Raw genomic sequence first — 23,621 nt, forward strand, 5'->3', positions numbered from 1 at the left:
CGACACACTGTTTTTTAATTTCCCCTATGTAGCAGCCAAAAAATGAAAAAAATTGCATTAGCCGTCATGGCATTGTTTGCCTCTTTTTCTGTCTGGGCAGCAGAGCCCTTGCTCAATCCTCAAGCGGTAAAAGCTGCACAAGCGGACGCGAAGACGCGAGTATTGGATATTCGCGATCCGAAGTCCTACGCTGCGAATCACATCCCTGGTGCATTAAATGCGCCGTATGGGTCATGGCGCGGTCCTGAATCCAATCCAGGCGAGCTACCGAGCGTGGAAAAACTTGCCGCGAATGTGCAGCGTTTGGGTATCACGCCTGACACCCACGTGATCGTGGTGTCTAGCGGCGCAAACGATACGGACTTCGGTGCGGCTGCTCGGGTGTATTGGACACTCAAGGTACTGGGTGTCAAAAACCTGTCGGTCTTGAATGGGGGACTCAAAGCATGGCAGGCAGCGGGATTATCGTTAGATAACCAACCCGTGAGCGTACAGCCCAGCACGTTCTCCCCAAAGATCGATCAAAGCATGATTGCAACGCGTGAGGACGTGATCAACAGCACCAAAACCGGTAAGACGTTGCTGGTTGATGCGCGTCCAGCAGCTTTTTATGATGGTTCAACACGTCACCAAGTCGCAAAGACACCCGGCACACTTAAGGGCGCGGTAAACGTTGAGCACTCCACCTGGTTCGAGCCAAAGAGCTCATTGGTTGTGTCGGCGAGTGAAGCCAAGAAACTTGCCGCAGCAACTCCTTTGAAAGACGATACCGAGACGATCTCGTTCTGTAACACTGGGCACTGGGCGGCGACAAACTGGTTTGTCATGTCAGAACTCGTTGGGCAAAAGAACGTGAAGTTGTATGCTGGTTCGATGGTGGACTGGACGCGCTCAGACAGTCCCTTGCCGATGGATAACGTGCCTAATCGTGTTAGACAGTTGTTAATTGATTTTCAGCTCTACACCTCGAAGTAATTTTGTATGAAACGTCTGCCACTGAGTTTTGCGCTTCTCGCTTTTTTTGTTTACTTAGCACTAAGTGTCTCAATTCGGCAGGCGGTTTTGTTCTTGGTTGGGATTGGAATGGGTGCCGCACTGGCGGGCGCCCGTTTTGGTTTTACGACGGGATGGCGGCAGCTCCTTGAGCAGCGTGATCCACGTGGAGTGACTGGTCAACTCGTGTTGTTGGCGCTTGCCTCGGTCTTATGTTTGCCTCTTCTTTCCCAGTACCCTGAGCTCACCGCAGCCCTGGGGCCACCCAGCGTCAGCTTATTGATTGGCGCTTTTGTGTTTGGCTTAACCATGCAAATCGCGGATGGCTGTGGCTCAGGCACCTTATACAAGGCGGGTCTGGGGATACCCCTCAATATGGGCATCCTTCCTTTGTTTGCGTTTGGAAGCTTTTTAGGTTCGGTGCACGTGGGTGACTGGTTAAGTCTCGGGCAACTCGAGCCGATTGGTCTGGTGGCCGTTTTTGGTGGTTCCCAGGCTTTGCTCATCACGCTCGCGGGTTTGCTTGTTGCTGGCTTGCTAGTGCGCGCGTGGGTCGGACCTGGACGCGCTTGGTGGGATCGCAAGTGGTTGTTGGGCGCCGTGGCCTTAGCTGTCTTGGCTGCACTTAACCTTGTGATCGCAGGTCAGCCCTGGGGAGTTGTCTATGGCTTTGGTTTGTGGGCCGCAAAGATTGTGAATGCGGCGGGTTTTTTTGACCCGACCGCCAATGCGTTTTGGAGCCAAGCCGGTAACGCTCAGCGTTTGACTGAGTCTGTGCTGATGGACATCACCTCCATTACAAATATTGGTATCTTGGGTGGCGCTCTGTGGATCTCTGCCAAGGCAACGACGGCAGCACAGCCCTTGACGACTCAACAGTGGGCTGTTGGATTGCTTGCAGGATTTTTAATGGGCTATAGCTCCAGGCTGGCATTCGGCTGCAATATCGGGGCGATGCTCAGTGGTATCTCTACGGGCAGCGTGCACGGATGGATTTGGGTGCCACTCGCTTTGATGGGCACGATGATCGGCATAAGAGTTCGCCGTCACTATCAGTTCTAGGTTTAGGTGACTAAGATGACGAAAGTATCCAACACAAAACTGAGCGTGGTCTTTTGGAGCGTCTTGGTGCTGTTTCTTGCGTGGGACACGGTCGTATCTGCACCGATTGACCTACGCAATGAACCACCGCTGATCGCTGCGGGTTCAGGTAAGGCGTCCGTTGGCGGTCATTGCGCAATTGCGAAATGACCGTTCGGGATAATTACTGCGCTTTAAACCCGCTCGCCTCAATGATACGTGCCCAATTCTTCGTGTAAGCGCTCTCACGTTGAGAGAGTGCTTGGCTTGACATGTATTCCACAGTCAGCCCCATTGCCACGAGGCGTTGTCTCACCTGAGACATCTCCAGCACCTTTGCAAGTGCGTTACCTAAGCGCTCAATGGTAGCGGGTGGTGTTCCCTTGGGTGCAAAAATACCGTAGTAGGGTAGGTCTTCAAATCCTTTAATGCCAAGCTCCGCAAAAGTGGGCGTGTCTGGAATTACGTCCTGACGTTTAGAACCCATTACAGCCACCATGCGTACCTTGCCGGCTTTTTGAAACTCGATGAAGTCTGGTACGGAAGCAACCCCTGCCGGAATTTGATTCCCCAGCATATCCGCCAACATGGGGGCGCTGCCGCGATAGGGTACTGAGACTAGATCGACCTTGTATTGTGCGGCTAATACTTTGACAAGAAACTCTGGAACAGAATTCGGTGCGGGCACTCCGATAGAGGCCTTGCCCTGTCGCTGCTCACGGACCGCTTTGATAAATTGTTCGAGTGAGGTGTCAGGTACTGCGCCTGATAGTGCGATACCGTTAGCAAAGGTCGCGAAGCCCGCGACGGGTACAAAGTCAGTGTCTGGCTTAAACCCGGGTGCCTTGGTGACTAGAGGCAGGATTGATATGGTGTGATCATGCGATAAGAATAATACCGTGCCATCAGCGGGAGCCGCCTTGAGTGCCTGCGCGGCAATTTGACCGCCGGCTCCTGCGCGATTATCTACAACGACTGGGGTACCAAGTACTTGGCTCAGCTGCTCACCGAGTACACGGGCAATAACGTCTGTACCACCCCCTGGGGGGAAGCCTACCATCAGCTTAATGGAGTTACTCTGGGCAAAACTCGTTGCGCTGGTGAGCAAAAGCGCACAGCTAACCGCATTGAATATTTTGCGTTTTAGTGGGCTTGTAAGCAGAGAAGACATGTGTGCTCCCGAGGTCGGTAGATTGTTAGAGAAAAGGGGTCTTGGTCTGCACGGCTACCGCCTCACGCGATCAGGATGTTCGCCATAAGGCGGTCCGTAAATCACGAGCACGCGAGCAGGTTCGTCGCTAGTTACTGAAAATACATGCATCGCATCGGCAGGAAAAAAACAAGTGTCGCCTGCAACCATGTCGAAAGCTTCACCGTTGACCTCGACACGGGCAGTGCCGTGCAGCAAGTAACAAACCTGCTCCAGTCCAGGGTGTGCATGAGGTAGCGCACCACCGCCACGCGAGATGGTGCCGAGAATCATCTCAAGGTTCTTCGCGCCAACATTATCAGCGCCAATCAAGCGGCGATTACTGGTTTCGTGGTGATTCGCGGGCGAGTAGGCTTGAACTGAATCTTCGCGGATGAGATATTTTGAAGTCATGGTTATGGACATTTATTACTGTGGTTTCACGCCAGCGTTGCGAAGCATTTCACCCCAGTGCTTGAGTTGAAAGTCGACGTATTTCGCAAACTCTTCTGGTGTCTTTGTTGGGTCAAGCTCGAAACCTGTTGCAGCAATTTTTGCCTGGAAGTCCTTGTCTGCAAATACGGCCTGCATCTCTGTGTTGATTTTGTCGACAATGGGGCGCGGTAGATTGGCTGGTCCGAATATGCCATTCCAGGAAACTAAGTCAAAGCCCTTGACGACACTTGCGATCGCTGGCGTGCCGGGAAAGCTTTGAGATCCTTTAGCGGTTGTCACTGCCAATAAACGGACGCGATCTGATTTGAGTGATGCCATGCCTGAGCCGAGGTCGACGACATAGACCTGCACCTCACCAGAGATGAGGTCTGTCATGGCCTGCGGGCTTGCTTTGTACGGGACACCTACGATATCCAAACCAGCGATATTTTTGATTGTTTCCATTGCCACCAGTGATGTGCTGTTCGGTGTCGCATAAGCCAACTTACCTGGTGTCTTCTTTGCGTAGTCAATGAATTCTTGTAAGGTTTTAGCAGGTATCTTTGGGTTGATCGCGAGCGCAAAAGGGAGCTCGCCCACACGCACGATTGGCGTGAAATCCTTGATTGGATCGTAGTTCAGCGTCTTAAACATCCATGGGTTGGCAGAATGCGACGTGTTTGTGGTCATGAACAAGGTGTACCCGTCGGGGGCTGCCTTCGCGACGAACTGAGCGGCAATTTGCGCGCTCGCGCCGGCTTTGTTGTCTACGACAACGGGTTGCTTTAGACGCTCAGAAAGCTTTTGTGCCACCGTGCGGGCTACAAAATCTGTGCCGCTACCGGCAGCAAAAGGGATGACCAGGGTGATGGGTTTGTTGGGATAGTTCTGCGCCATTGCACCGCTTGAGCAAACCAGTGCTGCGATTCCGACCCATTTTTTTATGAAATGCATGTATGTCTCCGTGATTTAGCTTTCGTGCACAAATGTTAACGCACTCTTAGCGCAGTCAGGCTTAAAATAACGATATGAAACCACACAAATTTCTGACAGTCGCATTTTATAAATTTGTCGAGTTGCCGGACGTTGAGTCGCGCAAAGAGCCGCTGTTGGCGTTCTGTGAGCAGCAGGGTGTGAAGGGGCTCATTTTGCTTGCGCGAGAGGGGATTAACAGTACGATTGCGGGGGCTGAGGATGCGATCCGGGCTGTGCTCGCATATTTGCGCACAGACCCAAAGTTTGCAGACTTGCAGCACAAGGAGTCTTGGTCAGAGTTGCCCCCTTTCCGTCGCATGCGCGTTCGCCTGAAGAAAGAAATTGTGACCTCGGGTGTTCCTGAGGTGAGTCCTTCCACGATGGCGGGAACCTATGTGAAGCCGGAGGACTGGAACGCGCTAATTAGTGATCCAGAAGTCGTGTTAATTGATACTCGGAATGATTATGAAGTTGACCTTGGTACCTTCGAACGAGCAATCGATCCAAGACTACAGACGTTTTCCCAGTTGCCGGCTTGGGTTGATGAGGCGGATGCATTAAAAGTCGTTGATGGCAAGCGCCCAAAAGTTGCGATGTTTTGTACCGGCGGCATACGATGTGAAAAGTCGACCGCGATGATGCGTGCCAAAGGCTACCAGGAGGTTTATCACCTTGAAGGCGGGATATTGAAATATCTCGAAACCATCTCGCCAGAGAATAGTCTCTGGCGGGGTGAGTGTTTTGTGTTTGATGAGCGAGTGGCAGTCAAGCATGGCCTCGAACGGGGTGAAAGCCGTTTATGTCGCTGCTGCCGACAACCGTTTCCGAAGGGCACCTTTGAGTCTGATAAGTACGAGCTCGGGGTTAGTTGCCCCAGGTGTTTTGATCGTACAACACCCGAGCAAAAGCGCACTGCACGCGAGCGGCAACGTCAGTGTGAGTTGGCAGACGCTAGGAAAAAGCAACATATTGGCGCTAAGATGCCAATGCATCAACAGCCATAAATTAAGACTGGAATGAAAATGAAAAAAAATATTTTGACGGCACTTATTGCCGCTGCAGCAACCTTAGGTTTGATGGGTAGTCAGGCTTTAGCGCAGGAGTTTCCGCCTTCCAAAGGGGTCACGCTGTATGTGGGCTTTCCTCCGGGGGGTGCCAATGACATCGCCGCGCGCGTGATAGGTAAAAAGTTATCTGAGAACCTGGGTATTAAAGTCGTCGTGGATAACAAGCCGGGTGCAGGTGGCAACATTGCGACCAATACCGTTGTGACTGGGCCCGCCGATGGTTCGGTCATCATGCTAGGTTCGATAGGTCCGTTGTCTATCGCCTCCCATTTAATGAAGATTCCCTACGATCCGGTCAAGGATATCGCACCGCTTGCCATGGGTGGAAGCTTTCCGAACGTGTTGTTAGTCTCTCCAGAATCGGGTATTAAAACGTTGAAAGACTTGGTGGATCTCGCAAAAAAGGAGCCGGGTAAGTTGACCTTTGCTTCGACGGGTGCCGGTTCGGCCTCGCATTTGCAAGGTGAGTTGTTTAACCAGCGTGCTGGTGTTGATATTGTTCACGTACCTTACAAGGGTGGTGGCGCTGCGACGGTCGACGTGATTGGTAACCGCGTGACCGTCTATTACTCGGCGTTACCCTCGTCGGTCGCGCATATCCGCTCGGGTAAGTTGATTCCAATCGCAGTGACTAGCGCAAAGCGTGCAGAGTTATTTCCGGAGATCCCAACAATCGCTGAGTCCGGTTATCCAGGCTTTGATGCGGACAACTGGTATGCCTTCATCGCGTCAGCCAAGACACCGCCCGCGATACTTGAACGTTGGAATCAGGAATTGATTAAAGTGATCACTGATCCAGTCACGTCAAAAGAGCTGCTTGAAAAAGGCTTGACACTGACACCAGGCTCGCGTGACGACTTAGCAAAATACATTGCCAAGGAATCAGACACCTGGGGCAAAATCATTCGTGATCGTAAGATTACCGTTCAGCAATAAGATGTAGGACTTAGTCTTCGAAACGTCCAAAACGTACGGTGGTTGCTCCTACACGTACGTTGGACGTTGACGGCATCACAAGCACGGTGTCGTCGTAGGGGGCAACGATGCGTTGATCCCCATCTGTGGCAATCAAATCGCCTTTCTTTGCGATCACTTCCAAGCCTGTGTAGGCTTTATTAAAGGTGAAGGCTGTGGATTTGGCGACAACGGCCTCTGTCACACGGATGATGCGTTGTCTGGCTGGCAGTGGTTGCCGTAAGTGGGCTTGCGCGAAAGCCGCATCGATCACACCGAAGTGTTTGAGAAACAGTAAGAGAGAGTCATTGGCAACATCAACCGATGACTTCTCCCAGTGCTGACCGCACTCAATCAGCAGACCCGTACGCGAGTCATTGGGCTTGCCAAAACCGCCGCGCTCAATCATGCGCAGACCAGCAGGGTGCCCGGTGTCGATCAGCAGATTTTCTGGGAGTCCAAGCAGCTTGGAAAGCGCTGCGCTTTTCTCGCCGCCTTGTCCGGTTGCGCCACACACCATAATGGGGGCGCACGGCTCTGACATCGAGTGGATATCTAGCAAGTAATCACAGTCATCCACGAATGGGTGCAACGCACGAGCGCGTCGTAATTCAGCCGAATCACGACTGCCCAGCAATACGTCATCACCCCAGACGCGATTGTAATCTTCGTCTACAAAACGACTTTTGCTGGGGTTCAGTGGATCCCAGTTGGCGAAGGCCAACATGTTAGCGAACGCAATTGTGAGTCGTCCCACGTTGGGGCGTATATTTTGCCGCATGAACCAATCAACCACGATTGCGCCACAAATCTCATTGCCGTGCGTCAACGCTTGGACCATGACATGGGGACCTGGTTTGCCGGAGTCGAAGCTCCAAACGTAGGGCACGTCTGTGTTTGAGTTTTCCCAGGCGCTTAAGTCTGGGGCTTGCAATTCAACTGGATGTGTTCGTTTCATGATTTAGGCAATAGGATCGTTTAAGTGACAGGCTGACAGCCTTCCGGGACTAATCTCGCGCAGCATGGGCACTTCTTGTGCACAGCGCGCGGTTGCACTAGGGCAACGCGGATGAAAATGACAGCCCGAGGGCGGCGCGAGGGGCGAGGGGATTTCACCCCGGATCGGTACAAACGTTCTGTGCGTCCGATCAATGCGTGGGATTTCCTGCAGCAAAGCCTGTGTGTACGGATGGTTAGGCTCTGCAAAGAGTTCTTCTGTTGGTGCAATTTCAGCGACACGACCGAGATACATCACAACCACTCGGTTGGAAAGATGTCTAACTACGCCCAAATCGTGACTGATGAACATGTAGGTCAAACCGAGGTCGTCACGCAAATCCATGAACAGATTCAGGACTTGCGCCTGGATCGATACATCGAGCGCTGCGACGGCCTCGTCGCACACCAAGAACTCTGGTTTCACCGCCAGAGCGCGAGCAATGCCGATACGCGCGCGCTGGCCGCCAGAGAATTGATGCGGATAGCGTTGCATATACGTGGGATCTAAGCCAACTTGCTTAAGCAAATTCGCCACGTAATCACTGACCTCTGCTCGGTCAATCAAACCGTGTACGCGCGGCGCTTCTCCAACAATATCAAGCACACGCATACGCGGGTTAAGCGAGGCAAAGGGATCTTGAAAAATAAGTTGTATGGGTCGACGAATCCCGCTGTGTGTTTCGAGCGGCAGTCCGCGATAGCGGACCGTACCCTCGGTTGGAGTGTGTAAGCCACAACCTAATCTGCCCAGCGTTGACTTGCCGCAGCCCGACTCCCCCACAAGACCAACGACCTCCCCATCATGAATACTGAACGACACGTGATCGACGGCGTGCACGGTGTGGGCTTGAATATCTGCGCCAATTGTTCGCGCAATTTTTTCAAAAATATCCAGCTTTCGACCAAAGCGCTTTGATACCTTTTCAAACGTTAATAACTCAGTCATCGCGAAACCTCGCTATGCTTTGTCACATGCCCAGGCATCAAAGGGTGCCAACAGCGCACCTGATGTGCACCAAGCGACGACATCTCGGGCATCTGAGTGCAAGCAGTTTGAACATAGTTACAGCGTGCAGCAAAGGCACACGAGGCACCCAGTTCGGTGATGGAAGGTGTCGCACCAGGAATTTGTCTTAAGCGCATGCCAGGTGTTGTCGTGGTGGGTACGGAGTCAAGAAGTCCGCGCGTATAGGGATGGCGCGGATCATTTAATACGGCTTCAGCCGTGCCGTATTCGACAATTCGACCCGCGTACATCACGGCAATATGGTCGGCTAAGCCCGCCACCACAGCAAGGTCGTGTGTAATCCAAATCAGGGCTGTGCCAGAGTTACTAACGAGCTGTTGCATCTCGTACAGAATTTGGCCTTGTACCGTGACATCAAGCGCAGTGGTTGGCTCGTCGGCGATGATGAGGTCTGGACGATGAAGCATGGCAATCGCGATCGCAACGCGTTGACGCATCCCACCAGAAAACTGATGAGGATATTGTCCAATTCGCTCGGAGGGCGAGGCAATGCCCACTTTACCCAAGACTTCAACCGCACGGCTGCGGGCAACCGCCTTACTGACAGCTTCGTGCGCGAGCACAGTTTCGACCATCTGCGTCTCGACGGTCAGAACAGGATTGAGTGTCATCATCGGATCTTGAAAAATCATGGCGATACGCTTGCCACGCAACTTTCTCAGAGATTCTTGATCACACCCTACAAGTTCTTGTCCATCAAAGATAACGCTGCCCGAGGCGATACGCCCGGGCAGATCCACGAGTCCGAGAATAGAAAAGCCTGTCACCGATTTGCCCGAACCTGATTCACCCACCAGTCCAAGCACTTGACCGCGCGCGAGCTCAATCGAGACATCCGCTACCGCAGGGAGTAAGCCGTTGCGGGTATCAAATTCCGTTCGTAAATTCTTAATGGAGAGTAAGTTTGTCATCGTGAGAGCCTCGGATTCAGGATGTCACGTAACTGATCACCAACAAGATTGATCGCGAGGATTGTTATCAACAAGGCGATCCCAGGATAAACGCTGATCCAGTATTTTCCAGACAGCAAATATTCATAGCCGTTCGAAATCAATAAACCTAAAGAGGGTTCCGTTGCAGGCAAGCCAAGGCCCAGGAAGGAAAGGGTGGCCTCTAATGCGATCGCATGCGCGACTTGGACTGTACCAACAACGATCAGGGGCGCCATGGCGTTGGGAAGCAAGTGCCGCAACACAATGCGCGAACCTTTGAGACCAAGCGAACGTGCGGCCTCGACATACTCTTTGCCACGTTCGACAAGAGCGGCTGAGCGAGCGGTTCGCGCGTAGTAGGCCCATTGCACGCTTACCAAAGCGATGATGATTTTGTCGACACCTTTGCCCAATACGGCAAGCAACACAAGTGCGACTAGTATGGCTGGAAAACCAAGTTGAATATCGACGATGCGCATGATGATTTGTTCAAACCGCCCACCGAGGTGAGCAGCCAACACTCCCAGCACACTGCCAATCACGAGCGCAATGATGCCACTCGTTAAACCGACATACAGCGAAACGCGGAGCCCGTAAAAAATGGCGGAAACCATATCGCGTCCTTGACCATCGGTGCCGAGCAGATAGTGTTGCCCACCCAGTCCGATTTCACCAGGGGCTAAGCGAGCATCCATAAGATCTAGTTTGGATAGATCATAGGGGTTCTGCGGAGAGATGAGCGGCGCAAACACCGCAATAAAGATCACTGCAACCAGAACGACTAAGCCAACTAAGGCGACGGGGCTCTCGGCAAACTGACTGCAAAGGCGTTTGAAAGGCGTTTGAACCTTTGCTATTTTCTGCACTTGTTCGGTCATCCGTGTTGCTCCGATATGCGAACGCGCGGATCGAGCAAGGAGTAGAGGATGTCGACGACAAGGTTAATAATGATGTACATGCACACAACCACTAAAAGGTAAGCCACCACAATCGGTCTGTCGAGCTGAAAGATAGAGTCGATAACGAGTTTGCCCATGCCAGGCCACGCAAAAATCGTCTCTGTCACAATCGCGTAAGCAATCACGGAGCCAAGCTCTAGCCCAATCACGGTTACCAACGGGATAAGAATATTTTTCAGGAGATGCACCCCGATCACACGAGAGGTTCTCAAGCCCTTCGCGCGAGCAAATTTAATGTAATCAAGCAAGCTTTGTTCTCGTGTCTGTGCCCGTGTGAGTCGAATAATCAGTGCGAGTTTTAACAGGGCTAAATTCAAAGCAGGGAGCAATGCGTATTTCAAGCCCTCGAGACTAAAAATAGAAAGCTGAAGGCCGAAAATATCTTCGGTAGGACCTCGTCCCGTTGAGGGTAGCCAACCGAGGGTTACCGCAAACAACAAGATCAGCAATAAACCCACCCAAAAAGTGGGTAACGAGAAACAAACAATGGACCCGGTCATGATGCTGCGGGATATGAAAGAGTTCGGCCTAAGCCCCGCATAGAGTCCTAGAGGAATGCCCAGCACGATCGAGATCAGCATTGCCAATACGGCAAGCTCCATTGTGGCTGGCATGCGTTCGAAAATAACATCAAGTGCAGGACGCGCATAGACAAAGGACTTGCCTAGGTTGCCCGTCACCGCCCCTTTGAGAAAGGTCAGGTATTGCTCAACCAAAGGCTTATCTAGTCCCAGGGCGACGCGTGCGCGGTCTCTTTCAATCTGATCTGCTTCGGGGTGGACGAGTATCTCGATGGGGTCACCAACGAGATACAAGCCTCCGAATACTAAAATTGACGTGACAAACAGAACGAATACGGCTTGAGCCAAACGACGAATTACGAAAGCTGTCACGGATCAATGCCTTTTCTTGATATTGGGTTGAAGCTCAAACGACTTGTTGGTTACTTGCCGGCAAGCTTGGCATCTTGGGCCAACGTATATTGATCTGCGCGTCCCGTGTAGCTGATTCCTTTGCGCGTGGCCCAAGTGCTGACCTCGTAATGCAATGGGATCAGTCCCATGAGCTCAATAGCTTTTTCACTTGCTAGTGCCAGTGCGGCGTCGCGTTGCTTGTCATCAATAATCACAACAGCTTTGGCAATCAGTGCATCAAGTTCTGGGCTAGAAAAACGGCCACGGTTGGCGGCGCCCATACCAGCTTTCGCGTCATAGGTGGCCAACAGTGATCGCAAGGGTGATGAGGTGTCACCAGAGGAGGCTCCCCAGCCAGCTAGGATGAATGAGAACTCTTGCTTACTTGCCCGCGTGAAAAATATATTGGAAGGCATGGTGTCAACTTTCGTTGGGATGCCATTGCGAGACAAAAACTGGGCAACAGCTTGTGCAGTTGCACCGTCGTTAATGTAGCGATTGTTGGGAGAGTGCAAGGTTAGGCCGAATCCGTTCGGATAGCCGGCTTCTGCCATCAGCTTCTTTGCTCCTGCAGGGTCGTAAGCGTCGGGCTTGAGTTTCTTGCTCGTTCCAAAAAACGACTCGTCGAGTAACTGGCCCGCAGCGATCGCTTGACCTTCCATGACGCGCGACACAATTGCATTGCGATCAATCATCTTGCTTAAGGCACGGCGTACGCGCGCATCACGCAGGGGGTTGGCTTCAAGTGGCTTACCATCTGCCGTGGTCACAAAAGGAGAGTTCTTCTCCCGATTGCTGTCTAGATGCAGATAGATCATGCGGTTCGATACGGCGTTTGAAACAGTGACTCGTGCATCTTTGTTGAGTTTTGCTGCGTCAGCGGTAGGAACACCTTCAATCATGTGCACATCGCCTGAGAGCAGCGCGGCAACACGCGCAGGCGCACTGGTAATGATACGGAACGTGACCTTATCCCAGCTCTGTTGAGCGTCGTAATAATCTTTATTGCGTACCAAAATGATTCGATCACCGGAGACATATTCTTGAAAGCGGAATGGACCGGTTCCAATCATTGCTTTGCCAGAGTTAAAGTCCTCTGTTTTTGCAGTCTCGGCCACCGTCTTAGGAACGATCGCAACCGAAACCATGTCCGTGGGCAGTAAAGGGTAGGTCGTGGCTGTTGTGAAACGAATGGTGTGCGGGTCTACGATCTTGACCTCTTTGATTGCTCGAACGAACACCGCAAACGAGGCGGGGCTGTTTGGCACGTTCGGAATACGCTTAATGGTGGCCGCGACATCTTCTGCTGTGAAGGGCTCGCCGTTATGCCACTTAACGTTTTTACGTAGTTTAAATTCCCACTCAGTATCCGATAAGGCTTTCCATGACTCTGCGAGTCCTGGGTAGGTTTTAAGGCTTGCGTCGGCTTTCACGAGCGTTTCAAACACGTGCGCGGCCATCGCGTTATTTGGCGTCAGATTATGAAAGTGGGGATCAACCGTCGTGACCGGAGTCGACAGGGCGATGGTCAGGTCCTTGTTCTGAGCCAACGTCGTTGTGCTCCAACAGGCGAGTGTGAGCGATCCCGTCAGCGCTAAACTGAGCAGACCGCGGCGTAAGCCGTTAAACCCGTGTGTGTGTGACTTGACTGTCGTCATGGCGGTTTCCTGAATAGATTGAATAACAACTCGAACTATAGCGGCTGCCCTGCGCTGTTACAAGCGATATGACCAATGGTTTGCCCGAGGGTAGAATCAAATTGCTGCCTTTAATTGTTTTAAATGGCAAGACTCAAATAGGATTCACATGAAGCTGTTATCCCCCGTTTCGCTTGGCGCACTCTCACTCAAAAATAGAGTAGTGATGGCCCCGTTGACCCGCATGCGTGCAGGCGCAGAGGACGTTCCTGGCGACCTAGCTGCGCAATACTACGCGCAGCGCTCGAGTGCTGGATTGATCATTTCCGAGGCGGCGCAAATCTCTTCTCAGGGCAAGGGATACCCTGCCACGCCGGGTATTTACTCGGATGCTCAGGTTGCAGGTTGGCAAAAGGTGACCGATGCCGTGCATGCTGCGGGTGGAACAATTGTTTGCCAGTTGTGGCATGTTGGTCGGATTTCCCATTCTTCGCTGCATCCATCTGAGGGTTTACCCGTAGCGCCATCTGCCATCGCGCCCCAAGGCAAGGTGTACACCGCAACGTGGGAGCTCGCTCCTTTTGAGACGCCACGCGCTTTGGCCCTCGATGAAATGCCTGCTTTGATTGCGAGCTATGTTCAAGCTGCCAAGCAAGCGAAAGCCGCTGGGTTTGACGGGGTTGAAGTGCATGGCGCCAATGGTTACTTGCTGGATCAGTTCTTGCATGACGGATCAAACAAGCGCAAGGATCAATATGGTGGTTCGATTGAAAATAGAGCACGCTTGCTTCTAGAGGTGATGCAAGCGGTTGCGACGGTGTGGTCGACTGATCGAATCGGTGTGCGTCTGTCACCCTATGGCACCTTTAATGATATGTCTGATCAAGACACGATCGGCTTGTTCACGCATGTCATCAAGGCGCTCGATAAATTGAATCTAGCGTATCTGCATTTGATCGAACCTCGTTCGACAATGGCGGGCGGGACGGATAAGGTGAAAGACGATCAGCCCAGTGCGTCGGCGTTGTTTCGGCCATTTTTCTCAGGCAAGATTCTGGCTGCAGGGGGATACGATAAGGTCGGCGCCGAGGCCGCTTTGGCTGGGGGCCAGGCAGATGCTGTTGCCTTTGGTCGCTTCTTCATTTCCAACCCTGATCTACCAAAGCGTTTTGAGACCGGTGCTGCACTGACACCTTATGACCGCGCGACCTTTTATGGTGGCGGAGCAAAGGGTTATGTAGATTACCCCTCAATCAGCTGATACATTTACTGAAGTTTTATTCAAACTAATCTACGGATGAATGACATGTCGGAAATCTTATTGCAGTCCCGTGAAGGTGATATTGTCACTCTCACAATTAACCGGCCAGAAAAGCTGAATGCAATGACTAAGCCGCTTTGGGGTGAGCTTGGGGATGCCATGGTTGCGTTGTCTGAACAGGAAGATGTGCGCTGCATTATTTTGCGTGGTGCCGGTGAGAAGGCGTTTTCACCTGGTAACGATATTAGCGAGTTTGAAACGCAGCGCTCCAACAAGGCGCAAGCCACAGAGTACGGTCACTTCATGCATCAGACCGTCAAGAAGATAAAAAGCTGTCGTCATCCCGTTGTCGCACAGATTCATGGAATTTGTGTCGGTGGTGGCATGGAGATTGCTGCGCTTGCAGACATTCGTATCTGTGGTGCGTCGAGTCGCTTCGGTGCGCCGATCAAGAACTTGGGCCTCGTGATGGCCTACGACGAAATGGAACCGATTGCCTCGCTCATTGGCTCATCCAAAGCCTTGGAACTGTTGCTGGAAGGTCGGATCATTGATGCGCAAGAGGCTTTACGCATTGGCCTCGTTTCGCGCGTGGTACCCGATGAGCAGGTCGCAGGTGAAGCGCTCGCTACAGCACAGCGGATTGCGTCGGGTGCACCGTTGGTTGCGCGTTGGCACAAGCAGTTTGCGCGCCGTTTAAAAGACGCTACGCCCTTGACTGACAAAGAGAGAGAAGAGTGTTTTGATTGTTTTGATACGGAAGATTTCCGTATTGGCTACAAATCATTTCTTGCCAAGCAGCCTCCTAAATTCGTAGGTCGATAACGCAATGAGTCAAAACGACGTAAAGACCGCCGCGCCAACGGGTCCTCTCGCAGGTATTCGTGTGCTTGAGCTTTCTCAGATTATGGCGGGTCCGACCTGCGGCCTGATGTTGGCTGACATGGGTGCAGATGTCATCAAGATAGAAAAATTGCCCAAAGGCGACGATTCGCGCGGCTATCAAGATCCGCAGATCAATGGTGTCTCGGCGCCATTTTTGATTTTGAATCGGAACAAACGCGGTATGGGCCTTGATTTGAAGAATCCGAAAGGTGCGGATGTACTCAAACGTATGGTTGTACACGCAGATGTTCTGACAGAGAACTATCGACGTGGCACGATGGAGAAGCTCGGCGTCGGTTACGACGTGTTGAAGGCGGTCAACCCAGGTCTGATTTATGCCGTTGTGTCAGGCTATGGCCGAACGGGCCCGCTTGCCGACAAAGGTGGCTTTGATTTGATAGCGCAGGGCTTTGGTGGCCTCATGAGTATTACCGGTCACCCAGGTGGTCCGCCCGCTAAGACCGGTAATCCTGTCTCGGATATCAATGCTGGGATCTTATCTTGCGTAGGCGTGCTGGCAGCACTGATCGAACGCGGTAAGTCTGGGGTTGGGCAGATTGTCGACACCTCGTTGATGGAAGCCGCGATGCAACAGACCTATTGGCAAGCAGCCATGTTTTTTGCGACAGGGTTGTCAGCAGGTCCCGGTGGATCGGCGCATCCCTTGACTGCTCCCTATCAGGCTTTTAAGACCGCTAACGGCTATCTCAATATCGGTGGCGCGAATCAGGCCAATTGGGAGCGCGTTGCCGAAACGCTTGGTCATCCTGAGTGGAAGACGGACCCACGCTTTGAGAACAACACGATTAGGCTAGCCAATCGCGAAGTGCTCGAGCAGTTGATCGAAGCCGAACTTTGCAAAAAGACAACTGCAGAGTGGATCGCTGTATTTGACAAGACTGGCGTCCCCGCGGGCCCTGTGCACACCATTGAGGAAGCCCTCACGCATCCACAGGCGTTAGCACGCGAGATGGTGGTTGAGTCGGTTCATCCGCAAGCAGGCCTGGTAAAAGGGGTGGGCTTCCCAGTGAAGTTTTCTGAGCAGCCTCGCACTCCCGCCACGCCCGCTCCGGGTCTCGGTCAGCATACTGTTCAAGTATTGCGAGAGTTCGGGTTTCGTGATGACGAAATCACAGATCTTGTGAGTGATAGGGTGGTGCTGGACGCCTCGTAGTTTTCAAGTCGTGGCCTCCTAGTCGTTCAAACGTCTGCACTACTTGAGTGATTTAACGAACTGACGACAGTTGCCGAGGATTGTGTCGCTGGCTTTAGCGAGCAATCCTTGGTCTGAGCCCAAGCCGACCATTTTGTAGCCCCACTCAAGATAGCGCTGCACATCCGCTTCGTTTGCGGCAAGGATCCCGATCGACTTGCCGTGTTTTGCAGCGATGCCGGGCAAAGTCTGGATTGCGCGCTGAACGTCTGGATGATGCTGTTGTCCCAAGAATCCCATGCTTGCAGCCATGTCATTAGGGCCAATGAACGCGCCATCGACCCCGTCAACAGCGATGATGCTGTCAAAGAATTTAACGCCATCAGCTGATTCAATTTGCACCAAGACGCAGATTTGCTCAGAAGCAGTTTGCGCATAGTCTGCGATACGGCCCCAGCGGTTGGCCCGGTGTTGACCGGCCACACCTCGGATACCTTGGTGCGGGTAACGCGTTGCTTGCACAATTTCTTTGGCCTGATCCGCGGATTCAACATTGGGAAGAATGAGTGTCCGTACGCCCATGTCCAAATATTGTTTAACCAGATCTTTGTCAAACTTAACGAGTCTGACAGCAGGTTCGAGCGGGTATGCGCCGAGCATTTGTAGCTGCGTCAGCACGCTATTCAAGTCGTTGGGTGAGTGCTCCATGTCTAGGGTGAGCCAGTCGTAGCCTGAGCCCGCAACGATCTCTGTCGAATAGGAGTTAGATAGCGCGCACCACAAGCCGAGTTGTATTTGCTTGTTATGGAGGGCTATTTTGAGTGTGTTTGGCTTCAACATGGCGAGACGGCTCATTGGCGAGTGGATCGGAGGATTGCCCGAGCATGGTAGTGCAGAATCGGACTTTTGAGTACTGCTAATAGGCGTGGTATTTCTAGGCACGAGTGCTGAAAGGTGCTAAGGTTTGTGCACAAAAATTATGGAGAACCAGAATGCTTTTCCCCACCACGATCGTTGGAAGTTACCCGCAACCTGATTGGCTGATTGACCGCGAGAAGCTTGCCGGACGCTTTCCGCCCCGCGTGAGAGCGAAAGAATTGTGGCGTGTGCAGGAACCGTATCTGCAACAAGCCATGGAGGATGCGACAGTATTGGCCATTCGTGCGCAAGAGCAGGCGGGTTTAGACATCATCACGGATGGTGAAATTCGTCGTGAGAGCTATTCAAACAGAATTGCAACGGCGTTGGCTGGCGTGGATATTGATAATCCAGGAACAGCGTTAGACCGTTCTGGGCATCCTAATCCCGTCCCGCGTATCGTTGGGAAAATTAAACGTATTAAGCCGATTGAAGTCGAGGATCTTCTGTTTTTAAAAGCGCATACGGATCGAAAGGTAAAGATCACGGTGCCTGGCCCCTTCACGATGTTGCAACAGGCGCAAAATGACTTTTACGCGTCTGAAGAAGAGGCGGCGATGGATTATGCAGTTGCGCTGAACGAAGAAATTAAAGATTTGTTTGCCAACGGTGCAGATGTTGTACAGATTGATGAGCCCTACATGCAGGCACGCCCCGAAAAAGCGCGTCAGTACGGCATCAACGCGTTGAATCGTGCGTTGGAAGGGATCAAGGGCCAAACAGCTGTGCATATATGCTTTGGCTACGCGGCCGTTATCCATGCGCGTCCCTCTGGCTATGATTTCTTACCCGAGCTGGCACAGTGTTCCTGTAACCAGGTGTCCATCGAGACCGCGCAATCGAGCCTAGACTGCAAAATCCTTGAAACTCTGGGTGACAAGCAGGTGATGGTCGGTTGTCTCGACTTGAGTGATATGAAAGTCGAACCGGCAGAGCTAGTTGCCATGCGCATTCGACGCGCACTCAAGCACATCAAGCCTGAGCAAGTGATTCTCGCTCCAGATTGTGGAATGAAGTACTTGCCACGTGAGGTTGCGGACGGTAAGTTGAAGTCTATGGTGCAAGCAGCGCAGATGCTGCGCAAGGAATATGCCAAGTGATTGACTACGGCTCCCGTTTGCGGCTCGGTGTGATCGTACCGTCAGGTAATGTGATCGCTGAGCCACAGATCCATGCGATGTTGCCAGAGGGGGTCGTGGCGTACATGACCCGCCTTGAACTCAGAGGCAGCTCGGAGCCGGAGTTGCTTGAAATGAGCCGGCATGTCGAGTCCGGCGCCAAGTTGTTGTCTGATGCACAAGTCGATGCGGTGGTGTTTCACTGTACGGCTGTGAGCACCTTCAGTCCCAGCATGGGTGAAGACATTGAAGCTCGTATTGCCAAGGCGAGTGGCTTACCAGCTATATCAACTTCTGAAGCGATTTTGACTGCCTTGCGTGCGCTTAAGGCGAAGAAAATTGTATTGCTCACGCCATATATCGATTCTGTTAATGCCCGAGAAGTCGCTTTCTTGCAGCACCATGGTTTTGAGGTGCTTGAGGAGGTCGGACTTGGCGTGAACACGAACGCAGAGATGGCAAAGCTCTCTCCGCAGATCTGGGTTGATCTCGCAAGTAAGCATCAGCGCGAAGATGCAGATGCTTACTTCATAAGCTGCACCGCAGTGCGTTCTGCCGAAGTCATTGAAGAGATCGAAGCGCTCGTTGGACGTCCGGTGATTACTAGCAACCAGGCCATGGTTTGGTATGCATTAAGAAAAAATGCGATTGCAAACCAGCAGCCTGGATTCGGCTCGCTATTTTCGATTACGTCGATTTAGTAAGTGTGATGCGTGATCACTTATGCCAGGTTGTGAAGGCATCGACGTCCATCCGCGTGCTCTTGTAGCTGTTGAGCGGCGCTTGCATGTCGGGGTAGCCCAGCGACATGCTGACGATGAGCCGTTTTGTTGAGGGTACACCCAAGAAATTTCGAATAGCGTTTGGATAACCAGATACCGACGCTTGCATACAGGTGCCAAGACCTGCGCCATGCGCGGCCAGAGTGAAGGTCTGTAAAAATAGACCCATGTCCAGGGTAGACCAGGGCGTAAGTGAGTCGTCCATAAAAAAGAAGACGGCGACTGGGGCTCCAAAAAATTCAAAGTTCCTCAGGCGCAACTGATTGCGCAAGGTGGCATCGTCCCGCCCGATACCCAAGGCATTGAAGCGACGTGTTCCATGATCCTTGGCGCGGAAGTCCAGCGCTTCGGGCCAGGTCGGGGGATCTGGAATATCGTAATCAGGACGTGTTCCGGTGCTTGCCAGGTCAAACAGGATTTTGCTGAGTGCATCGCGCTTTTCGCCCGACACGATTGCGACTTCCCATGGCTGCGTATTTTTGTATGACGGACTGCGGCCAGCAGCATGGAGCACTTCTCGCAGCAAGGCCTCAGGCACGGGAGTTGATTGAAAACCTCTGATGCTCTGTCGACTATTGATGCCTTGCAGCAATTCCATGGTGATTCTTCCTTTACTTCCATATGTATGTGGCGCAATGGTTTAAAGTAGCATCAATCAAATATTTTTTCATGGAGACGCGCGATGTCGCATAAAACGCTAAAAACAATTTTGGGAGCTTTGGGGTTCTGTGCTGTGACTGCGGTGCAAGCTGCATATCCGGAGCGTCCCATCACGCTAGTCGTGACGTATCCACCAGGCGGAACGGCTGACCGCGTTGCACGCCTCGTCGCGCCAGAGCTTGCCAAAGAGCTCGGACAGAATGTGGTGGTGGACAATCGCGGTGGCGCGGGTGGCATGATCGGCGCTGCGTTTGTGGCAAAGGCGCCTTCAGATGGTTACACGATCATGCTCGATGCGGCTAACCATGTGCAGAATCCTGCGCTGCGCGGTTCAATGCAATTCGATACGCTGAAAGATTTTTCGTCAGTGATGTTGCTGCAGCGTGTGCCGAATGTGTTGGTGGCGAACCCTGGTTTTGCCCCCAAGACCGTGGCAGAGGTCATTGCTCTCACCAAGCCCAAGACGCCTGTTGTCCATTACGGTACATCGGGCGCAGGTAGCGCGCAGCATTTGGCTGGAGCACTTTTTAATGCCTTGGCTGGCACACATCTAGAAGCGGTTAACTACAAGGGTGGCGCCTTAGCGATCACAGACGTGCTGTCTGGCCAAATACCGTTGGCATTCGCAACAGTCGGGACGATTTTGCCGCATGTTAAGTCGGGCAAGCTACGCGTAATCGCCTCGGGCGGCGAGAAGCGCTCCGCCGTTCTACCGGACGTCCCAACCATGATTGAAGGTGGAGTGGCTGGTTATTCTAGTTATGAGTGGAATGCGATCTTCGCGCCTGCAGGAACTCCTGCCGCGGTGATTACACGCTTAAATCAAGCGTTGGCCAAGGTGATGAAGCAACCTTCGGTTATGACTGGCATTGCAGCGTTTAGCGGTGAAATCATTGCTTCATCGCCTCAAGAGTTGGAATCCTTTCGACGCGCTGAAATTAGTAAATGGCAGCGCGTCGCAAAGGAATACAGCATCAAGCTGGATCAATAGTTATTCTGGCTTGAGTCCCGCATCGGCAAAGGCTTGTGCCCAAGCTTTGAGTTGATCTTGCACGAAGCTGCCGAGCTCTTTAGGGGTTGAGCCACCAAGATCGAAACCTTGTTTAGCGATGCGGTCTCGCACGTCTGGCCTCGCCATCGCTGCGTTGATCGCTTCGCTCATTTTGGTTGCGAGTTCGGCCGGCATGTTTGCTGGGCCAAACAGTGCTGCCCAAGTGCCCGCCTCAAGTGTTGGAATACCGGCTTCGGCAGCCGTCGGGACGTCAGGGAGCAATGCGGAGCGCTTTGGGAGTAGCACTGCCATCGCACGAAGTTTTTCGGCACTGATGTGCGAGAGGGTACTGGTTGGCGTGGCGAAGGTGAACTGTACATGTCCGCCAAGCATGTCGTTGATGGTCGGACCTTCTCCTTTGTAGGGGATCAGATTGGTATCAATCTTGGCCTCTTTCGTCAGCTTCGTGTGCATGAGCTGCGTTACACCGCTGTAGCTACCGTAGTTCAGCTTCCCAGGATTCTTGCTTGCGAACTCAAGAAGTTCCTTGGCATTTTTTGCAGGTACATTCGGGTTGGCGACTAACACATACACATAGCGCCCAACCATAGAAATAGGGGTAAAGTTTTTAACCGGGTCGTAAGGTGGTTTTTTGCGCAGAAGCGGAACCTGCATCATCGGAGTGTTTGAAGCTAGGAAGAACGTATAGCCGTCAGGATCTGAACGCATGACGTATTCGGCGGCAATCGCGCCATCTGCACCTGGTTTGTTCTCGACCACGACAGGCTGCCCAAGGGCAGTTGTCATCGACTGAGCCAGGATGCGGGCCACAACGTCAGTTGAGCCCCCGGGTGGGAACTGCAAGACAATCCGAACGGGCTTTGTGGGCCAGTTTTGGGCACTCGCCAAGGTGGAAAACATTGACAGAGAGGCAATTGCAACAATTTTGCGTAAGAGTGTGAAGGTCATTTTTCTTTTCGTAGATAGTTAAGTTGTCTCGTGAAGTACTTTCGTTGTTTTACTATAGCAAGACGCTGACGGATCTAGTGGTATGCCCTAGCGTAGCCGGGCAGGCAACAAATTACGCTTTATAGTCATAAAAAATCAGGAGAGACGCATGAAATTTCTTACTATGCTGGCCGCAGCTGCAGTCGTTGGTGCGCCGTTCGCATCGGTCGCGCAAGATAAATGGCCGGTCCAAAACATTACCTTTCTGGTGCCATTTCCGCCAGGAGGTCCGACGGACATCATGGCGCGACTGCTTTCGACGCCGTTGGGTGCAAAGCTGGGTACGACTGTCGTCGTCGAGAACCGTGCTGGGGCAAGTGGCAATATTGGAAGTGCTGCGGTTGCGCGTGCAAAACCCGATGGCTATACGATTTTGTTGGCGACTAGTGGCAATATGTCTGTGAATCAGACCTTATTCAAGAATCTGAATTACGATCCAATCAAAGACTTCGCGCCGATTATCCAAATCTCGAAGTTTCCGCTCGTGCTCGAAGTCAAAGCAGATACACCGGTTAAGTCCCTGAGTGAGTATCTGGCTTTTGCCAAAGCAAATCCGACGAAGGTGTCATTTGGATCCGCTGGGAACGGAACTCCTCAGCATTTATGTCCTGAATTGATTAAGAAGATGACGGGCGCATCTTTGCAACACGTTCCCTATAAAGGGGCAAGTCCTGCCGTCACCGATTTACTGGGCGGCCAGATATTTAGCATGTGTGACATCATCGTGGGCTCCATTAAGTACATACAGGGCGGTCAACTGCGCCCAATCGCTGTGACGACCAAGACGCGTGCCGCGATTCTTCCTGATGTACCGACAATGGACGAGTCTGGTTTAAAAGGGTTCGATTATTTTGCATGGCATGGAATTGTTGCACCCGCAAAGACACCACCGGCGATCGTTGCGCGCTACAACACGGCCCTGAATGAGATCTTTAGCGATCCTGACTTTCGCAAGAAGTGGGAAGCGATAGGCAGCGAGGTGATCGGTGGCTCGGCAAGCGATTTTTCGGCTTTGATCTTATCGGAGGCGGATCGACTAGGTGCGTTGGTCAAGGGGCTGGGAGTTCAGCTTGACTAAGCCTATCGCGCGGTATCCTGTTCCGGACCTGAAGGACCTGCCTGAGGACATCCAACAATGCATCTTGGAGGTCCAGGAAAAATCTGGCTTTGTTCCGAATGTGTTTTTAGTGTTGTCGCGTAGGCCGGCAGAGTTTCGGGCTTTCTTTGCCTATCACGATGCTTTGATGGTGAAAGAAACCGGCAGCTTGACCAAAGCCGATCGCGAGATGATCGTCACGACGACGAGTGCAAAGAATGACTGCCTGTATTGCGTGGTCGCGCACGGAGCGATTCTAAGGATCTACGCCAAAGATCCCTATGTTGCGGATCAAGTCGCGACCAACTATCTCAAGGCCGACATCACACCTCGCCAAAAAGCGATGCTCGACTTTGCTGTGAAGGTATGTCTCGACGCCCAATCGGTCGGCGATACGGACTATGCGGCACTGCATGCTCACGGCTTTGATGACGAAGACATTTGGGATATTGCAGCCATTACCGGTTTCTTTGGAATGTCTAATCGCATGGCTAATGCATTTTCTATGCGCCCGAACGACGAATTCTATTTGTTAGGCCGTATCCCAAAAGTTAAAAAGCCTTCTTAGATATTACCCACTTGGAATTA

General features: G+C 52.3%; 25 protein-coding genes. 13 read left to right on the forward strand and 12 right to left on the reverse strand.

The window, feature by feature from the left end; translation table 11 throughout:
- Positions 1–42: 42 nt before the first annotated feature.
- From KZZ10_RS02825 to KZZ10_RS02835, 3 genes are read left to right on the forward strand one after another with little or no spacing between them, the layout of a single operon-like run.
- Positions 43–975, forward strand: coding sequence for a sulfurtransferase (locus tag KZZ10_RS02825; RefSeq protein ID WP_259659985.1), 933 nt, complete (start codon positions 43–45; stop codon positions 973–975).
- Positions 976–981: 6 nt separating this feature from the next.
- Positions 982–2,055, forward strand: coding sequence for a YeeE/YedE thiosulfate transporter family protein (locus KZZ10_RS02830; RefSeq protein WP_259659986.1), 1,074 nt, complete (start codon positions 982–984; stop codon positions 2,053–2,055).
- A gap of 15 nt (positions 2,056–2,070) precedes the next feature.
- Positions 2,071–2,244: a hypothetical protein gene (locus KZZ10_RS02835; protein ID WP_259659987.1), complete on the forward strand. Its 174-nt coding sequence runs from the start codon at positions 2,071–2,073 to the stop codon at positions 2,242–2,244.
- 13 nt (positions 2,245–2,257) lie between these two features.
- Here KZZ10_RS02835 and KZZ10_RS02840 read toward each other — a convergent pair whose 3' ends face one another.
- Genes KZZ10_RS02840 through KZZ10_RS02850 form a run of 3 tightly spaced genes read right to left on the reverse strand, consistent with a single transcriptional unit; the run spans position 2,258 to position 4,651 of the window.
- Positions 2,258–3,244 (reverse strand): Bug family tripartite tricarboxylate transporter substrate binding protein, encoded by a 987-nt coding sequence (locus KZZ10_RS02840; protein WP_259659988.1) that lies wholly within the window; start codon positions 3,242–3,244, stop codon positions 2,258–2,260.
- Between the two features lie 54 nt (positions 3,245–3,298).
- Positions 3,299–3,676 (reverse strand): cupin domain-containing protein, encoded by a 378-nt coding sequence (locus tag KZZ10_RS02845; protein WP_259659989.1) that lies wholly within the window; start codon positions 3,674–3,676, stop codon positions 3,299–3,301.
- 15 nt (positions 3,677–3,691) lie between these two features.
- Positions 3,692–4,651 (reverse strand): Bug family tripartite tricarboxylate transporter substrate binding protein, encoded by a 960-nt coding sequence (locus KZZ10_RS02850; RefSeq protein WP_259659990.1) that lies wholly within the window; start codon positions 4,649–4,651, stop codon positions 3,692–3,694.
- A gap of 74 nt (positions 4,652–4,725) precedes the next feature.
- Between KZZ10_RS02850 and trhO the strand changes: the two genes are divergently transcribed.
- Together trhO and KZZ10_RS02860 are read left to right on the forward strand one after the other, a co-directional pair.
- Positions 4,726–5,676 (forward strand): oxygen-dependent tRNA uridine(34) hydroxylase TrhO, encoded by a 951-nt coding sequence (gene trhO / locus KZZ10_RS02855; protein ID WP_259659991.1) that lies wholly within the window; start codon positions 4,726–4,728, stop codon positions 5,674–5,676.
- 18 nt (positions 5,677–5,694) lie between these two features.
- On the forward strand, positions 5,695–6,675 hold the full coding sequence (locus tag KZZ10_RS02860; protein ID WP_259659992.1) for a Bug family tripartite tricarboxylate transporter substrate binding protein: 981 nt from the start codon (positions 5,695–5,697) through the stop codon (positions 6,673–6,675).
- Between the two features lie 10 nt (positions 6,676–6,685).
- Here the strand turns inward: KZZ10_RS02860 and KZZ10_RS02865 are convergent, their stop codons facing one another.
- From KZZ10_RS02865 to KZZ10_RS02890, 6 genes are read right to left on the reverse strand one after another with little or no spacing between them, the layout of a single operon-like run.
- Complete coding sequence (locus KZZ10_RS02865) at positions 6,686–7,651, reverse strand: M14 family metallopeptidase (protein WP_259659993.1); 966 nt, start codon at positions 7,649–7,651, stop codon at positions 6,686–6,688.
- Positions 7,652–7,654: 3 nt separating this feature from the next.
- Complete coding sequence (locus KZZ10_RS02870; RefSeq protein WP_259659994.1) at positions 7,655–8,638, reverse strand: ABC transporter ATP-binding protein; 984 nt, start codon at positions 8,636–8,638, stop codon at positions 7,655–7,657.
- Entirely contained in the window at positions 8,635–9,630 is a 996-nt protein-coding gene (locus KZZ10_RS02875) for an ABC transporter ATP-binding protein (RefSeq protein WP_259659995.1), read from the reverse strand. Before KZZ10_RS02875 ends, KZZ10_RS02870 begins: the two co-directional genes overlap by 4 nt.
- Positions 9,627–10,529, reverse strand: coding sequence for an ABC transporter permease (locus tag KZZ10_RS02880; protein WP_259659996.1), 903 nt, complete (start codon positions 10,527–10,529; stop codon positions 9,627–9,629). Before KZZ10_RS02880 ends, KZZ10_RS02875 begins: the two co-directional genes overlap by 4 nt.
- A complete protein-coding gene (locus tag KZZ10_RS02885) occupies positions 10,526–11,503 on the reverse strand; it encodes an ABC transporter permease (RefSeq protein WP_259659997.1) in 978 nt (325 codons plus the stop codon). Before KZZ10_RS02885 ends, KZZ10_RS02880 begins: the two co-directional genes overlap by 4 nt.
- A gap of 50 nt (positions 11,504–11,553) precedes the next feature.
- Positions 11,554–13,182 (reverse strand): ABC transporter substrate-binding protein, encoded by a 1,629-nt coding sequence (locus KZZ10_RS02890; protein WP_259659998.1) that lies wholly within the window; start codon positions 13,180–13,182, stop codon positions 11,554–11,556.
- 148 nt (positions 13,183–13,330) lie between these two features.
- Here KZZ10_RS02890 and KZZ10_RS02895 point away from each other — a divergent pair, with 148 nt between their 5' ends.
- The 3 genes from KZZ10_RS02895 to KZZ10_RS02905 are packed head-to-tail and all read left to right on the forward strand — an operon-like array spanning position 13,331 to position 16,481.
- Positions 13,331–14,422: an alkene reductase gene (locus KZZ10_RS02895; protein WP_259659999.1), complete on the forward strand. Its 1,092-nt coding sequence runs from the start codon at positions 13,331–13,333 to the stop codon at positions 14,420–14,422.
- A 45-nt stretch (positions 14,423–14,467) separates the two neighbouring features.
- Positions 14,468–15,247: an enoyl-CoA hydratase/isomerase family protein gene (locus tag KZZ10_RS02900; protein ID WP_259660000.1), complete on the forward strand. Its 780-nt coding sequence runs from the start codon at positions 14,468–14,470 to the stop codon at positions 15,245–15,247.
- Between the two features lie 4 nt (positions 15,248–15,251).
- Positions 15,252–16,481: a CaiB/BaiF CoA transferase family protein gene (locus KZZ10_RS02905; protein ID WP_259660001.1), complete on the forward strand. Its 1,230-nt coding sequence runs from the start codon at positions 15,252–15,254 to the stop codon at positions 16,479–16,481.
- A gap of 39 nt (positions 16,482–16,520) precedes the next feature.
- Here the strand turns inward: KZZ10_RS02905 and KZZ10_RS02910 are convergent, their stop codons facing one another.
- Positions 16,521–17,300, reverse strand: coding sequence for an HpcH/HpaI aldolase family protein (locus tag KZZ10_RS02910; protein WP_259660002.1), 780 nt, complete (start codon positions 17,298–17,300; stop codon positions 16,521–16,523).
- 152 nt (positions 17,301–17,452) lie between these two features.
- Between KZZ10_RS02910 and KZZ10_RS02915 the strand changes: the two genes are divergently transcribed.
- Together KZZ10_RS02915 and KZZ10_RS02920 are read left to right on the forward strand one after the other, a co-directional pair.
- Positions 17,453–18,478 (forward strand): uroporphyrinogen decarboxylase family protein, encoded by a 1,026-nt coding sequence (locus KZZ10_RS02915; RefSeq protein WP_259660003.1) that lies wholly within the window; start codon positions 17,453–17,455, stop codon positions 18,476–18,478.
- Positions 18,475–19,197, forward strand: a complete 723-nt coding sequence (locus tag KZZ10_RS02920; RefSeq protein WP_259660004.1) for a maleate cis-trans isomerase family protein — start codon at positions 18,475–18,477, stop codon at positions 19,195–19,197. The genes KZZ10_RS02915 and KZZ10_RS02920 overlap by 4 nt, the downstream gene beginning before the upstream one ends.
- Positions 19,198–19,213: 16 nt before the next feature.
- Here the strand turns inward: KZZ10_RS02920 and KZZ10_RS02925 are convergent, their stop codons facing one another.
- Positions 19,214–19,876, reverse strand: coding sequence for a nitroreductase (locus tag KZZ10_RS02925; RefSeq protein WP_259660005.1), 663 nt, complete (start codon positions 19,874–19,876; stop codon positions 19,214–19,216).
- An 84-nt stretch (positions 19,877–19,960) separates the two neighbouring features.
- Here KZZ10_RS02925 and KZZ10_RS02930 point away from each other — a divergent pair, with 84 nt between their 5' ends.
- Positions 19,961–20,929: a tripartite tricarboxylate transporter substrate binding protein gene (locus KZZ10_RS02930; protein ID WP_259660006.1), complete on the forward strand. Its 969-nt coding sequence runs from the start codon at positions 19,961–19,963 to the stop codon at positions 20,927–20,929.
- Here the strand turns inward: KZZ10_RS02930 and KZZ10_RS02935 are convergent, their stop codons facing one another.
- Entirely contained in the window at positions 20,930–21,898 is a 969-nt protein-coding gene (locus KZZ10_RS02935; protein WP_259660007.1) for a Bug family tripartite tricarboxylate transporter substrate binding protein, read from the reverse strand.
- Between the two features lie 148 nt (positions 21,899–22,046).
- Here KZZ10_RS02935 and KZZ10_RS02940 point away from each other — a divergent pair, with 148 nt between their 5' ends.
- A complete protein-coding gene (locus KZZ10_RS02940; protein ID WP_259660008.1) occupies positions 22,047–23,015 on the forward strand; it encodes a Bug family tripartite tricarboxylate transporter substrate binding protein in 969 nt (322 codons plus the stop codon).
- Positions 23,008–23,601 (forward strand): peroxidase-related enzyme, encoded by a 594-nt coding sequence (locus tag KZZ10_RS02945; RefSeq protein ID WP_259660009.1) that lies wholly within the window; start codon positions 23,008–23,010, stop codon positions 23,599–23,601. The genes KZZ10_RS02940 and KZZ10_RS02945 overlap by 8 nt, the downstream gene beginning before the upstream one ends.
- Positions 23,602–23,621 lie beyond the last annotated feature (20 nt).

The sequence above is a fragment of the Zwartia hollandica genome (assembly GCF_019923725.1).
Taxonomy (GTDB): Bacteria; Pseudomonadota; Gammaproteobacteria; order Burkholderiales; family Burkholderiaceae_B; genus Zwartia; species Zwartia hollandica.

Bases quoted from the DNA above. Each gene is read 5' to 3' on its own strand.
- KZZ10_RS02940 (WP_259660008.1), top strand. From the start codon at position 22,047: ATGAAATTTCTTACTATGCTGGCCGCAGCTGCAGTCGTTGGTGCGCCG.
- KZZ10_RS02875 (WP_259659995.1), bottom strand. From the start codon at position 9,630: ATGACAAACTTACTCTCCATTAAGAATTTACGAACGGAATTTGATACC.
- KZZ10_RS02930 (WP_259660006.1), top strand. From the start codon at position 19,961: ATGTCGCATAAAACGCTAAAAACAATTTTGGGAGCTTTGGGGTTCTGT.
- KZZ10_RS02830 (WP_259659986.1), top strand. From the start codon at position 982: ATGAAACGTCTGCCACTGAGTTTTGCGCTTCTCGCTTTTTTTGTTTAC.
- KZZ10_RS02910 (WP_259660002.1), bottom strand. From the start codon at position 17,300: ATGTTGAAGCCAAACACACTCAAAATAGCCCTCCATAACAAGCAAATA.
- KZZ10_RS02870 (WP_259659994.1), bottom strand. From the start codon at position 8,638: ATGACTGAGTTATTAACGTTTGAAAAGGTATCAAAGCGCTTTGGTCGA.
- KZZ10_RS02915 (WP_259660003.1), top strand. From the start codon at position 17,453: ATGCTTTTCCCCACCACGATCGTTGGAAGTTACCCGCAACCTGATTGG.
- KZZ10_RS02840 (WP_259659988.1), bottom strand. From the start codon at position 3,244: ATGTCTTCTCTGCTTACAAGCCCACTAAAACGCAAAATATTCAATGCG.
- KZZ10_RS02825 (WP_259659985.1), top strand. From the start codon at position 43: ATGAAAAAAATTGCATTAGCCGTCATGGCATTGTTTGCCTCTTTTTCT.
- KZZ10_RS02880 (WP_259659996.1), bottom strand. From the start codon at position 10,529: ATGACCGAACAAGTGCAGAAAATAGCAAAGGTTCAAACGCCTTTCAAA.
- KZZ10_RS02835 (WP_259659987.1), top strand. From the start codon at position 2,071: ATGACGAAAGTATCCAACACAAAACTGAGCGTGGTCTTTTGGAGCGTC.
- KZZ10_RS02865 (WP_259659993.1), bottom strand. From the start codon at position 7,651: ATGAAACGAACACATCCAGTTGAATTGCAAGCCCCAGACTTAAGCGCC.
- KZZ10_RS02935 (WP_259660007.1), bottom strand. From the start codon at position 21,898: ATGACCTTCACACTCTTACGCAAAATTGTTGCAATTGCCTCTCTGTCA.
- KZZ10_RS02890 (WP_259659998.1), bottom strand. From the start codon at position 13,182: ATGACGACAGTCAAGTCACACACACACGGGTTTAACGGCTTACGCCGC.
- KZZ10_RS02905 (WP_259660001.1), top strand. From the start codon at position 15,252: ATGAGTCAAAACGACGTAAAGACCGCCGCGCCAACGGGTCCTCTCGCA.
- KZZ10_RS02900 (WP_259660000.1), top strand. From the start codon at position 14,468: ATGTCGGAAATCTTATTGCAGTCCCGTGAAGGTGATATTGTCACTCTC.
- KZZ10_RS02895 (WP_259659999.1), top strand. From the start codon at position 13,331: ATGAAGCTGTTATCCCCCGTTTCGCTTGGCGCACTCTCACTCAAAAAT.
- KZZ10_RS02860 (WP_259659992.1), top strand. From the start codon at position 5,695: ATGAAAAAAAATATTTTGACGGCACTTATTGCCGCTGCAGCAACCTTA.
- KZZ10_RS02850 (WP_259659990.1), bottom strand. From the start codon at position 4,651: ATGCATTTCATAAAAAAATGGGTCGGAATCGCAGCACTGGTTTGCTCA.
- trhO (WP_259659991.1), top strand. From the start codon at position 4,726: ATGAAACCACACAAATTTCTGACAGTCGCATTTTATAAATTTGTCGAG.
- KZZ10_RS02925 (WP_259660005.1), bottom strand. From the start codon at position 19,876: ATGGAATTGCTGCAAGGCATCAATAGTCGACAGAGCATCAGAGGTTTT.
- KZZ10_RS02845 (WP_259659989.1), bottom strand. From the start codon at position 3,676: ATGACTTCAAAATATCTCATCCGCGAAGATTCAGTTCAAGCCTACTCG.